At 45.2% G+C, this 12,171-nt stretch carries 12 protein-coding genes; 4 read left to right on the plus strand and 8 right to left on the minus strand.

Translation table 11 applies throughout. From position 1 onward, the window contains the following. Positions 1 to 131: 131 nt before the first annotated feature. From minE to minC, 3 genes are read right to left on the minus strand one after another with little or no spacing between them, the layout of a single operon-like run. Positions 132 to 389, minus strand: a complete 258-nt coding sequence (gene minE, locus PY479_RS16915) for a cell division topological specificity factor MinE (protein WP_212593582.1) — start codon at positions 387 to 389, stop codon at positions 132 to 134. Between the two features lie 6 nt (positions 390 to 395). Next, a complete protein-coding gene (minD, locus tag PY479_RS16920) occupies positions 396 to 1,202 on the minus strand; it encodes a septum site-determining protein MinD (RefSeq protein ID WP_212593581.1) in 807 nt (268 codons plus the stop codon). A 26-nt stretch (positions 1,203 to 1,228) separates the two neighbouring features. After that, positions 1,229 to 1,894 (minus strand): septum site-determining protein MinC, encoded by a 666-nt coding sequence (minC, locus tag PY479_RS16925; protein ID WP_275484482.1) that lies wholly within the window; start codon positions 1,892 to 1,894, stop codon positions 1,229 to 1,231. A gap of 120 nt (positions 1,895 to 2,014) precedes the next feature. Between minC and PY479_RS16930 the strand changes: the two genes are divergently transcribed. The 3 genes from PY479_RS16930 to PY479_RS16940 are packed head-to-tail and all read left to right on the plus strand — an operon-like array spanning position 2,015 to position 3,760. After that, complete coding sequence (locus PY479_RS16930; protein WP_212596594.1) at positions 2,015 to 2,302, plus strand: YcgL domain-containing protein; 288 nt, start codon at positions 2,015 to 2,017, stop codon at positions 2,300 to 2,302. Positions 2,303 to 2,312: 10 nt separating this feature from the next. Further along, positions 2,313 to 3,287, plus strand: a complete 975-nt coding sequence (locus tag PY479_RS16935; protein ID WP_275484483.1) for a lytic murein transglycosylase — start codon at positions 2,313 to 2,315, stop codon at positions 3,285 to 3,287. 32 nt (positions 3,288 to 3,319) lie between these two features. Continuing rightward, complete coding sequence (locus PY479_RS16940) at positions 3,320 to 3,760, plus strand: YcgN family cysteine cluster protein (protein ID WP_212593578.1); 441 nt, start codon at positions 3,320 to 3,322, stop codon at positions 3,758 to 3,760. A gap of 32 nt (positions 3,761 to 3,792) precedes the next feature. On the opposite strand, the gene dsbB is transcribed toward PY479_RS16940, so the two are convergent. Together dsbB and nhaB are read right to left on the minus strand one after the other, a co-directional pair. Next, positions 3,793 to 4,305, minus strand: coding sequence for a disulfide bond formation protein DsbB (gene dsbB, locus PY479_RS16945; RefSeq protein ID WP_212593577.1), 513 nt, complete (start codon positions 4,303 to 4,305; stop codon positions 3,793 to 3,795). A gap of 95 nt (positions 4,306 to 4,400) precedes the next feature. Further along, the gene (gene nhaB, locus PY479_RS16950) at positions 4,401 to 5,993 is read right to left on the minus strand and encodes a sodium/proton antiporter NhaB (RefSeq protein ID WP_212593576.1); all 1,593 of its coding nucleotides are present in this window, start codon (positions 5,991 to 5,993) and stop codon (positions 4,401 to 4,403) included. A 292-nt stretch (positions 5,994 to 6,285) separates the two neighbouring features. On the opposite strand from nhaB, the gene fadR reads away from it, so the two are divergent. Then, positions 6,286 to 7,005: a fatty acid metabolism transcriptional regulator FadR gene (gene fadR / locus PY479_RS16955; protein ID WP_212593575.1), complete on the plus strand. Its 720-nt coding sequence runs from the start codon at positions 6,286 to 6,288 to the stop codon at positions 7,003 to 7,005. A gap of 66 nt (positions 7,006 to 7,071) precedes the next feature. Here fadR and PY479_RS16960 read toward each other — a convergent pair whose 3' ends face one another. From PY479_RS16960 to PY479_RS16970, 3 genes are read right to left on the minus strand one after another with little or no spacing between them, the layout of a single operon-like run. Continuing rightward, the gene (locus PY479_RS16960) at positions 7,072 to 8,595 is read right to left on the minus strand and encodes a SpoVR family protein (RefSeq protein WP_275484484.1); all 1,524 of its coding nucleotides are present in this window, start codon (positions 8,593 to 8,595) and stop codon (positions 7,072 to 7,074) included. Between the two features lie 9 nt (positions 8,596 to 8,604). Continuing rightward, on the minus strand, positions 8,605 to 9,873 hold the full coding sequence (locus PY479_RS16965) for a YeaH/YhbH family protein (RefSeq protein ID WP_212593573.1): 1,269 nt from the start codon (positions 9,871 to 9,873) through the stop codon (positions 8,605 to 8,607). Positions 9,874 to 9,925: 52 nt separating this feature from the next. After that, entirely contained in the window at positions 9,926 to 11,860 is a 1,935-nt protein-coding gene (locus PY479_RS16970; RefSeq protein ID WP_275484485.1) for a PrkA family serine protein kinase, read from the minus strand. Positions 11,861 to 12,171 lie beyond the last annotated feature (311 nt).

The raw sequence follows: 12,171 nt of genomic DNA on the forward strand, positions 1-12,171 counted from the left end.
GTGCGCTTACGGCTTGAGTTAGTTGATGTCGCCATAAAGAAGTCCTCTTTATGTCAACGTATTTCAGGACGGGACAATCATTCATTATAAAAAAGGCGCCATCTGGCGCCTTTTTTGACACATTGACGGCATCAATGGTCGGGGAGAGTAACGTTAAGTTCCAACACGGAAAGATTATCGTCATTTTGATCCAACTGCACCGATACCTGTTCTTCTGAAATAGGTACATATTTACGGATCACCTGAATAATTTCCTGTTTCATCAACGGCAAATAATCGGGAGTATCCCGTTGAGACCGCTGATGGGCGACAATGATCTGCAACCTTTCTTTGGCGGTGGCTGCAGTATTGCTTTTCTTGCTGCTTTTAAAATAGTCAAGTAAAGACATAATTCGCTACCCAAATATTCGTTTGAGAAATCCTTTCTTCTCTTCAATCGTGAAGCGCAAAGGAATATCTTCGCCAAGTAAGCGGCTGACAGTATCATTATAGGCCTGACCAGCATCGCTCTCCTCATCAACAATCACTGGCACACCTGAGTTAGATGCTTTAAGCACTGCCTGAGATTCAGGGATCACGCCTAATAACTCAATGGCCAGAATTTCCTGAACATCTTCGACGCTCAACATCTCACCGGTTTTCACCCGTGCTGGCGAATATCGTGTCAACAACAGGTACTCTTTAATTGGTTCGAGGTTCTCTTCTGCTCGGCGACTACGACTCTGCAGCATCCCTAAAATGCGGTCAGAGTCACGCACTGAGCTGACTTCAGGATTGGTGGTTACGATGGCCGTATCTGCAAAATATAACGCCATCATTGCACCGGTTTCGATACCCGCTGGCGAATCACATAAGATAAATTCGAAGTCTTTTGCCAGATCTTCCAGCACTTTTCCAACACCTTCTTTGGTGAGTGCATCTTTATCGCGGGTCTGTGAGGCGGGCAATATATACAGTTTGTCACAGCGTTTATCTTTGATGAGTGCCTGATTGAGATTGGCTTCGCCATTGATAACGTTGACGAAGTCATAGACGACTCGTCGTTCACACCCCATCACTAAATCCAGATTACGCAATCCGATATCAAAATCGATTACTACGGTTTTATGGCCTTTGAGTGCCAGACCGGTTGCAATCGCTGCGCTGGAGGTGGTTTTTCCCACGCCCCCTTTTCCCGAAGTGACCACAATAATTTGTGCCATGTGTCGTTATATCCCTTGTATCTGCCTTATTCTGGCAGTGTTTCAACAGTTAATGATTCACCAGCTAATCTGATACAGCCACTCTTTTTCGCGCCATGTTGCAGAAGATTTTCTGCCAGCCAATACTGACCAGCAATTGACACCAGTTCTGCATCCAGTGATTTGGCAATAATCACTGCATTTATATCACCTTTAGCACCTGCCATGGCTTTTCCACGCAATGCGCCATAGATATGAATGCTACCATCGGCAATAACCTCTGCGCCATTGCTGACCGCACCAAAGATAACCAAATCACCGTCTTTAGCATATATTTGCTGACCGGAGCGAATATTCTGTTTGACGATTTTACAGGTTCTTGGTGGTGGGGGCGGTAATGGATTATGTTTTCCCATTTTTAGATGGGCGATACCTAATTGCTTCGCCTGCTGTTGCTGTTGTTCATCAGCGCCGGCAATCCCGATCAGGATCAGTTGCCGGTCGAGCATCGCCTGTTTGAGCGCCGATAAATCGATAGCTTGTTGGTTAATTTCACTGAAATTCAAGACTAATGGCGCATTAATAAAAAACTGTGGCGCTTGTGCCAATTTTTTATCAAGTTCTTCAAGCAACGAGACAAGATCAGAAGTATTGATATGTAAAACAGAGAGTGTGAAGGAGGAACCTTTCAGTTCCAGAGCTGGTTTTTGCATCCTGGCGGAATTCTCCGGCATCCGAGCATTAAGCTCACGAACATACAACGTATAATGGCCATCCATGTTATAGTGTGGCCATTTTACTGGCAAGTTATAACCCTGGAATTTGGTGTTCTTATGATCTGTGCTGTATATAAAAGCAGACGAAAAGCTGATACCTACTTATTTATCAAACAGAAAGATAAATTTGACGATGTCCCTGCTGCATTAATGGAGGTCTTTGGGCAGCCGCAATTGGTGATGTTATTGCCTATTGAAAGACGTCAGCATTTGGGGCTGGCGGATATCAATAAGGTAAGAGTAGAGTTGCAGGAAAAGGGGTATTATCTGCAATTACCGCCGCCTCAGGTTAATCTGTTAACTGAATACTTAGAACAAAAAACGGTGGGAACAAAAACGGAATAAAGGACTTTCTATGGGACGCCTTCAGCAACTATTTTTTGGGTCAAGTTTGGCTCTGTCTGCAACGGTTCAGGCCAGTACCGCAGATTTCCAAACTTATCTGTCATTTCTTAAAAAGCAGGCTGAGGATGCTGGCATAAGTGCTGAAACCATCAAAACGGAATTCGCCCATATAAAATTATTTAAGCGTGCTGAAGCCTCTACTAAAAAAAATGTCCGTTCGTTGGAAACGTATTTGCCAGCAGCGGCGACTGAAGAAAGAGCGTTATCTGGCCAGAAAATCTACAGTGCACATAAGGCTGAATATAAAGCACTGGCGGAAAAATATAAGGTGCAACCGAGGTTTGTTTTGGCTTGGTGGGGCATGGCATCGGATTACGGTCAGCGTGTGGCTTCCTATCCGATACTCTCGGTTACTGCTTCACTGGCATATGAACATCAAGATGATGCCAAAATATACCAGAGGGATTTTTTAACTGCGTTATCGTTAATTGATAACAAGCAAAATACTGCGGAACAGCTATTAAGTGACAGTGATGGTGCGCTAGGGCAACTACATTTGTCTGCATCCGATTATCGTGACTGTGGCGCTGATGGCGATAATGATGGCAAAGTCGATATCTGGAACAATCCGCTAGATATCTTTGCCACCGCCGCTAACTGTTTAAAATCCTACAACTGGGATGTCAGCCAAACATGGGGTCGTCAGGTAAGAGCACCGAAACAGCTAAAATCATCACTGGTGGGTACGCAATATCAAACGAGTTTTAGCGAATGGCAAGCGCTGGGTGTTAAGCGATACGATGGCAAAGCGTTACCCCAACGTAAAGATATGAAGGTGTCTTTGATCATGCCTGATGGCGTTAATGGGAGACAGTACCTCATATATGACAATTACATGGCCTTGAAGAAGTTACAGCATGATGATTATGTCGTGTTGGCCGTGGCACATCTTTCTGAAAAGATTAAAGCGCTACAGATTGACTGATCGTTCATTGGCCGAAGACAGGTATATTTGAAATGCCTTTTTGGTTATCTAAAACCCTCGAAGAGATGACAACTGACGAATGGGAACAGCTGTGTGATGGCTGTGGTAAGTGTTGTCTTAACAAGATAATTGATGATGAAACAGACAAGTTGTACTACACCAATGTGGCGTGCAAGTTGTTGTCAGATAAAGATTGTCGCTGTAGCCACTATTCACAGCGTTTTGAGCTGGTGCCACAGTGCACTGCAGTAACCCCACAAAATATTGCTTCGCTTGACTGGTTACCTGACAGTTGTGCATATCGGCGTTTATACCTCGGCAGATCATTGCCCAGTTGGCATCCGTTGTTAACCGGGAATAAAAAGCAGATGCACAAAATGGGAATGTCGGTAAAGGGTAAAATTGTCAGTGAAACCCGAGTCAGAGAGCTGGAAGATTATATCGTGATCTGGCCCTTACAGGATATTGATTAAGCAGGAAGACGAGAACCTTCCTGCTTAAGGTATTAGTAATGGGGGCGGCGCAGAATTGGCAAAATATAAATAGCTAAGGCAAACAGATAGGTCGCAAACACCACTATCATCCATTGCGCCATGGTGACGCCCAGAAACGTCCAGGGAATATCAGTACACATACCTGTTGGCATAAATACTGATGGAAACCACTCGTGCAATTGCAACCATTTCGGAAAATCCGGCATAAAGGAGCAAGTCGCAAACGGGGAGGGATCCTGTTGGATATCGTTAAGTTCTATCGCTAGTTTTAACCCCCACCCAGCACTAATTCCCCAGATAATGGCCGCAATAACTCTGATTAATCGGAAAGACGGCATTACCAGGCCGACAATCCCGGCAGCAGCAAGGCCCAAAACGGCAACGCGTTGGTAGACACACATTACACAGGGATCTAGTTTCATCCCATATTGAAAAAACAGCGCCGATAACTCTAGGGCAACCGCACTTAACAGTAGAACCAGCCAACTTAGACGCGAATGGGCGAATTTTTGTAATGAAATCAAGTTTGATGCTCCAAAGAAAAAGCGCCCAGACATCCATAGGCGCTTTTTAGACTTTACTGAATCGGCTTGGTTCAGTCAAAAGACATCAATAAAAATCAGTGCACGCCATGTTCTGCGGCGTTTTTGATGACCTCTTGCATGCTGTGATGCAAGATCATATGTGAATCGTAAAAATACTGCGTGGCTTCCTGTAAAAATCCCGTTTCAATTGACAGAATCCCGACAACAGACAGGACGATAGTGTAGGGCAGTGCCATCCAGACCATGCGTCCGTAGGACAAACGAATTAACGGCGCTAAGGCTGAAGTTAACAAGAACAGGAACGCGGCTTGTCCGTTTGGTGTAGCGACAGATGGCAGGTTCGTCCCGGTATTGATGGCCACGGCTAACAGATCAAACTGATCGCGAGTGATTTGGTTATCGATCAGCGCGGCTTTAACTTCGTTGATGTAAACCGTTCCGACAAACACGTTATCACTGACCATCGACAACAAGCCGTTAGCAATATAAAAAATAACCAGCTGTTTATTGTCTTGATAGCTCAGTGCCCAGTGAATTACCGGGGCAAACAAATGTTGATCAATAATCACACCAACCACCGAGAAAAAGACGGCCAATAGTGCGGTAAATGGCAATGCTTCTTTAAAGGCATTACCCAATGCGTGTTCATCAGTAATGCCGTTAAAGGATGTGGTGAAAATAATCACCGACAATCCGATGAGACCCACAGACGCCAGATGGAATGCCAAACCAACAATCAGCCAGACACCCACTAAAGCTTGAATGACCAGCTTGATGTTGTCTTTTGTGGTACGGCTTTCATCTTCGTGATTGGCAAAATCCACCAGGATACGATGCACTGCATCTGGCAGTTTTGCGCCATAACCAAATAGATGGAATTTCTCGACGATCAAACAAGTGAGGATACCCATCAGCAGCACGGGTACAGTAACCGGTGACATGCGCAGGGCAAACTCGGAAAATTGCCAGTTGGCCTGAGCTGCGATGATCAGGTTTTGCGGTTCCCCAACCATAGTACAAACCCCCCCTAATGCCGTACCAACACCCGCATGCATCAGCAGATTACGCAAGAATCCACGGAAGTTCTCCAACTCTTCGGCATTTAACTGTCCGTCACCATCATCAGTGTGGTCATGGTCGTCGCTGAAATCTTTGCCAGAAGCCACTTTGTGATAAATCGAGTAAAAGCCGACAGCGACCGCAATAATCACTGCAATTACCGTCAACGCATCCAAAAATGCCGAAAGAAATGCGGACGCCAGACAGAACATCAACGAAACTGCGATTTTGGAGCGCACTTTTGTGATCATCTTAGTAAAGGCATAAAGCAATAACTGCTTCATGAAGTAGATGCCCGCAACCATAAAGATCAATAACAGCAATACTTCGAGGTTGGCTTCCAACTCATGTAACACTTGACTCGGACTGGTCATGCCAATGATTACCGCTTCAATGGCAAGCAGACCACCAGGTTGCAGCGGATAACATTTTAAAGCCATCGCCAGCGTAAAGATAAATTCGGCAACCAACAACCAACCAGCAAGGAAGGGATGAATACTGAACAGAATCGGATTGATAATTAAAAAACACAGAATCGCAAGCTTGTACCACTTGGGCGAGTTCCCCAAGAAGTTGCCCATGAAAGCCTGACTTAATGGCATTGGCATGGTTACCCTCTCTCAAGTTGTTATAAGACGTTATAAAAATTGTTGGATTTGTGAATGGCTCAGTCTAGCGCAAACCCTAGAGTATTGTCATGACCAGTCTGAATTCAGACTTAAAATTGAGGTATCCGATAGTAAAAATGGGAGCTGGGCAGTTGATTTTATAATTAAGTGCCGCGGCGGGGCTACCGGATAGTGACTGATAGCGGTAGTCGATAGTTTGAAGGTTTTCATTTTTTTTGTCTCTGGTATGATCAGTTTCCAAAATCACTGTCACCACTGGAAAATTGGGCTGATGATCATCAATGCCAAAGGGCCTGCAAGCTTTGCAGAGAAATATATAGTTCGCTCGATTTGGGAAAATAAATTTCCACCAGGTTCTATTCTTCCTGCTGAACGTGAGTTGTCAGAACTCATCGGTGTTACCCGCACGACGTTACGTGAAGTTTTGCAACGTTTAGCTCGTGATGGCTGGCTAACTATTCAACATGGTAAGCCAACCAAAGTGAATAATTTTTGGGAAACTTCAGGTCTCAATATTTTGGAAACTATTGCAGATCTGAATCCGTCAGGCTTCCCGGTTCTAGTGGATCAGCTGTTATCGGCGCGCACTAACATCAGCACCATTTATTTCCGCGGTGCCTTGCGTAATAACCCGAATGTTGCCATTGACACGTTGGCTAAGGCGCATGATTTGACGGACGATGCCGCAGCGTATACCGATTTTGATTATAAGTTGCACCATACGCTGGCATTTTCATCGGGCAATCCGTTGTACGTGCTGATCCTTAACGGTTTCAAAGGTCTTTATGGCCGAGTAGGGCGTTATTATTTTGGTAGTGCTGAGTCTCGAAAACTCGCGTTGGACTTTTATCTGAATCTGGAAAAATTAGCCCGTGCCGGCCGTTTCGCAGAGGTCCCTGAACTGATGCGCGGCTACGGCAAAGATAGTGGGATTATGTGGCAGAAAATGCGAGATGCGATGCCGCTAGAAATCGCGCAAGATAATCAATAATTGTCTCGGCTTCCCGATTGAACAAGACCGCCATCAGGCGGTCTTGTTCATTTTACAGCTGGGATGTTATGCGGCCGCATTTTTCTCTGGACATGCCGCAATAATTCTCACGTCGCCATCGTCGTCCATCTGTTCAAGTATCACGTCGAATCCCCAAAGCCTATGCAGATGCTTAAGCACCTCAGCACTGCTTTTGGCCAACGGAATGCCACGATTCGGAACATATCGCAACGTCAGAGAGCGATCCCCATTGACGTTGACATTGTACACCTGAACATTGGGTTCGTTATTTGACAGGTTGTATTGTGACGACAGGATCTGGCGAATTTCCTTATATCCTTGGTCATTGTGAATGGCTGAAATACTCAGATATTCCTGACGCTCGTCGTCGAGAACACTGAACAGCTTAAACTTGCGGATAAGATTAGGTGACAGATATTGGCTGATAAAACTCTCATCCTTAAAGTTCTGCATTGCAAAATGCAGGGTCTCCAGCCAGTCACTGCCGGCGATATCTGGGAACCAGCGATGATCTTCTTCTGTGGGATGTTCACAGATCCGGCGAATATCACAAAACATGTTAAAGCCCAAAGCATACGGATTGATGCCACTGTAATACGGACTGTTGTAAGCGGGTTGAGCCACAACATTAGTGTGACTTTGTAAAAACTCCAACATGAAGCGATCAGTTAACAACCCTTCATCATAAAGATGATTAAGTAAGGTGTAGTGCCAGAATGTTGCCCAGCCTTCGTTCATTACCTGTGTTTGGCGTTGCGGGTAGAAGTACTGACCAAGTTTGCGCACAATCCGCACCACTTCACGTTGCCACGGTTCCAGCAATGGTGCTTTTTTCTCAATAAAATAAAGAATGTTTTCCTGTGGTTCTGGCGGAAAACGTTTATTCCCCGCCAGTTTTTGCTCCGCTGGCTTGGTGGGAATGGTACGCCAGAGATCATTCACCTGACTCTGCAGATAAGCTTCACGTTCATGTTGCCGCTGCTGTTCTTCTTTAAATGAGATGTGGGCAGGCCGTTTATAACGATCGACCCCATAATTCATCAGCGCGTGACAGGAATCGATAATGGTCTCGACCTCCTCAACGCCATATTTACGTTCACATTGGCTGATGTAGTTTTTGGCAAATACCAGATAATCAATAATCGAACTGGCATCTGTCCAGGTTTTAAACAGATAGTTATTTTTGAAGAAACTGTTGTGTCCGTAACAGGCATGCGCAATCACCAACGCCTGCATGGTGATGGTGTTTTCTTCCATCAGGTAAGCAATGCAGGGATCTGAGTTAATGACAATCTCATAGGCCAATCCCATTTGCCCACGCTTATAGCCCTGTTCAGTTTCGATAAAGCGCTTGCCGAATGACCAATGGGTGTAACCAATCGGCATGCCAACACTCGCATAAGCATCCATCATCTGCTCAGCCGTGATGATTTCAATCTGATTGGGGTAGGTATCCAGCCGATAATGCTCCGCGACTCTGGCAATCTCTTTTTCATACGTTTCAAGCAGTTCAAAGGTCCATTCCGGGCCATCACTAAGTGGCTGACGACGTAACTTGGTTTTTGCCATAAAGCCTCCTTATACTGCTTGCTTCTTGAACAGTTCGCGAAATACCGGGTAGATATCTTCTACCTGACGAATGTTTCTGACTGCCATATTGTCGTATTTTTCAGTAAGTTGTTCGTATTCCCTCCACAACGTCTGATGTGCCCGGTTGGTAATTTCAATGTACGAAAAGTAGCGTACAAATGGCAGGATTTGCTTCTCAAGTAACTGATGGCATAAAGGCGAGTCATCTGCCCAGTTATCGCCGTCTGATGCTTGCGCAGCATAGATATTCCATTCATCCGCAGGGTAACGCTTTTGCTGGATTTCATGCATGAGCTTTAACGCGCTGGAGACAATGGTGCCGCCAGTTTCCTGTGAATAAAAGAACTCATGTTCGTCGACTTCTTTTGCCTGGGTATGGTGGCGGATATAGACCACTTCTAGATTTTTATAAGTGCGGGTTAGAAACAGATACAACAGAATATAGAAGCGTTTTGCCATATCCTTGGTGGCCTGATCCATTGAGCCAGAAACATCCATCAGACAGAACATCACCGCTTGGCTTGTTGGCACTTCGCGTTTAGCAAAGTTATTGAAGCGCAAATCAAACGTATCGATAAACGGTACTTTTTTAATTTTCTGCTTCAACTCTTCAATTTGTAGCTTGAGCGCCATGATCCGGTCGGCACTCGCTCCGGCGGTGTTCTGCAGCTCATCTAACTCCTGCTCCAGTGCTTTAAGCTCTCGTTTTTTACCCGCAGTCATTGCTGTGCGGCGTGCCAAAGACGAGCGCAGTGAGCGTACTATATTGATATTAGTCGGCACTCCATCGGTGGTATAACCTGCCCGATAGGTTTCATACTCCACCAATTTATTGAGGCGATTTTTTTGTAGGTTGGGTAACTCCAGGTCTTCAAACAAAAGTTCCAGATACTCATCCTTGGAGATCTGAAATACAAAATCGTCCTGACCTTCACCACTATCTGATGCATCACCGGCACCGCTGCCACCGCTTCCGCCAGCAGGTGGCCGCTCAATTTTATCGCCGCGACTAAACTGGTCGTTGCCTGGATGTACCCGTTCACGTACACCCCCTTGACCCTGATGGAATATCGGTTCGCTGATGTCCCTTGTCGGAATACTGATCTTTTCGCCTTTATCGATGTCAGTAACGCTTCTACGCGTTACCGCATCGCTAACCGCCTTTTTTATCTGCTGTTTATAGCGGTTGATAAAACGTTGGCGGTTAACCGTACTCTTGCCTTTGGCATTTAACCGCCGGTCGATGAAATTCGCCATAAGCACCTCCCAAAGTAAGAATCGAGGCCGGTATGCCGGCCTCGCCACCGGACTACGAGGATTTTCTTACCCTCAGGTACCATTCAGATAACAGACGTACCTGCTTCTTGGTGTAGCCTTTCTCCATCATCCGACTGACAAAGTCATCGTGCTTACGTTGATCTTCGGTCGACGTTTTAGTGTTGAAGGAAATAACTGGCAGCAGATCTTCAGTATTTGAGAACATTTTCTTCTCAATGACTGTGCGAAGTTTTTCGTAACTGGTCCAGTTCGGATTGTTACCATCGTTGTTGGCTCTGGCACGCAATACAAAATTGACAATCTCGTTACGGAAATCTTTGGGATTACTGATCCCTGCTGGTTTCTCGATTTTCTCAAGCTCAGCATTCAGTGATGCACGGTCAAACAGCTGTCCGGTTTCGGGATCGCGGTATTCCTGATCCTGGATCCAGAAATCGGCGTAGATAACATAACGGTCGAAGATGTTTTGACCGTATTCAGAATAGGATTCCAAATACGCCGTCTGAATTTCTTTGCCAATGAATTCGACATATTTCGGGATCAAATAACCTTTGAGGAATTCCAGATACTTATCGGCCGTATCTGTCGGGAATTGCTCTTGCTCAATCTGCTTTTCCAGCACGTAGAACAGATGTACCGGGTTAGCCGCGATTTCAGTTCTGTCAAAGTTAAACACCTTGGACAAGATCTTAAAGGCAAAACGCGTTGACAAACCTTCCATCCCTTCATCGACGCCAGCATAGTCCCGGTATTCCTGATAGGACTTTGCCTTAGGATCAGTGTCTTTGAGACTCTCACCGTTATATACCCTCATCTTAGAGTAAATCGATGAATTCTCTGGAGATTTAATCCTAGAAAGCACACTGAATTGTGCCAGCGTCTCCAATGTGCCAGGTGCGCATGGGGCATGTGCCAGTTCAGAGTTAGTGATCAGTTTTTCGTAGATATGGATCTCTTCAGAAACCCGCAGACAATAAGGTACTTTGACGATATAAACACGATCGAGAAATGCCTCATTGTTCTTATTATTACGAAACGCACTCCATTCAGACTCGTTTGAGTGAGCCAGAATAATGCCGCTAAAGGGCAGGGCTGATAACCCTTCGGTACCGTTATAATTGCCTTCCTGCGTTGCCGTCAGCAATGGATGTAGTACCTTGATGGGGGCTTTAAACATTTCGACGAATTCCATCAACCCCTGATTGGCCCGGCATAGCGCTCCGGAATAGGCATAAGCATCCGCATCATTTTGTGCAAAATGTTCTAGTTTGCGGATATCGACTTTACCCACTAAAGAGGAGATATCCTGGTTGTTTTCATCACCTGGCTCAGTTTTGGCAATCGCAACTTGATCGAGTACCGAAGGATAAACTTTTACTACTCGAAACTTAGAAATATCGCCACCAAACTCGTGCAGACGTTTTACTGCCCAAGGTGACATGATGGTCTTCAGATAGCGCAATGGGATCTGATATTCCTCTTGTAGCAATTTGCCATCCTCTTCAGGGTCAAACAGGCAAAATGGGTGATCGTTGACAGGACTTCTTTCGCCATTTGCCGTCAACACATATACCGGCACTTGTTGCATCAATGCTTTCAGTTTTTCCGCTAATGAGGATTTACCGCCACCTACCGGGCCGAGTAAATAGAGGATCTGTTTCGATTCTTCCAGTCCTTGAGCAGAGTGGCGTAAATAGGACACAATCTGCTCTATAGACTCTTCCATACCATAGAAATCTTTAAAGGCTGGATACTGGGAAATAACTCGGTTAGAAAAGAGTCGACTTAACACCGGAATTTTTGACGTATCGATCACTTGCGGTTCACCGATTGCGATGAGCAATCGTTCTGCGGCCGATGCGTATGCTGTACGATCCTTTTTGCAAAGATCCAGAAACTCTTGAAGTGTAAATTCTTCCTCGAGTTTCTTCTCGTAGCGCTGCTGATAATGCTCGAATATACCCATCTTAAACCCCCTGAAACACCAAGCTTATCTCTGGATGGAAACTCTCGTTATGTAGTGACCTACACTTAATCTTAGACACTATTTTGTGGGCGTTGTCAAAAAAAACATAAATAAAAACAAGGGGAAATAGTTGCAAAAGCAATATTTGCAGTTGTTGCAACTAGGTTATCAAAACGCTATAGGGATGGTTTTTCCGAAGTAGGCAAGATTTTTTGCGGTAAAAGTAGGCATTACTTTTGTCTCGTCCTAATATAGGTTGACAGTTTTTAGGCCAGCTCCCGTAGCTGGCCTTTTCTATTGTGCACCTGATT

This window comes from Shewanella sp. A32, from assembly GCF_029167175.1.
GTDB classification, from domain to species: Bacteria; Pseudomonadota; Gammaproteobacteria; order Enterobacterales; family Shewanellaceae; genus Shewanella; species Shewanella yunxiaonensis.

Bases quoted from the DNA above. Each gene is read 5' to 3' on its own strand.
- minE (WP_212593582.1), bottom strand. From the start codon at position 389: ATGTCTTTACTTGACTATTTTAAAAGCAGCAAGAAAAGCAATACTGCA.
- minD (WP_212593581.1), bottom strand. From the start codon at position 1,202: ATGGCACAAATTATTGTGGTCACTTCGGGAAAAGGGGGCGTGGGAAAA.
- minC (WP_275484482.1), bottom strand. From the start codon at position 1,894: ATGCAAAAACCAGCTCTGGAACTGAAAGGTTCCTCCTTCACACTCTCT.
- PY479_RS16930 (WP_212596594.1), top strand. From the start codon at position 2,015: ATGATCTGTGCTGTATATAAAAGCAGACGAAAAGCTGATACCTACTTA.
- PY479_RS16935 (WP_275484483.1), top strand. From the start codon at position 2,313: ATGGGACGCCTTCAGCAACTATTTTTTGGGTCAAGTTTGGCTCTGTCT.
- PY479_RS16940 (WP_212593578.1), top strand. From the start codon at position 3,320: ATGCCTTTTTGGTTATCTAAAACCCTCGAAGAGATGACAACTGACGAA.
- nhaB (WP_212593576.1), bottom strand. From the start codon at position 5,993: ATGCCAATGCCATTAAGTCAGGCTTTCATGGGCAACTTCTTGGGGAAC.
- fadR (WP_212593575.1), top strand. From the start codon at position 6,286: ATGATCATCAATGCCAAAGGGCCTGCAAGCTTTGCAGAGAAATATATA.
- PY479_RS16960 (WP_275484484.1), bottom strand. From the start codon at position 8,595: ATGGCAAAAACCAAGTTACGTCGTCAGCCACTTAGTGATGGCCCGGAA.
- PY479_RS16965 (WP_212593573.1), bottom strand. From the start codon at position 9,873: ATGGCGAATTTCATCGACCGGCGGTTAAATGCCAAAGGCAAGAGTACG.
- PY479_RS16970 (WP_275484485.1), bottom strand. From the start codon at position 11,860: ATGGGTATATTCGAGCATTATCAGCAGCGCTACGAGAAGAAACTCGAG.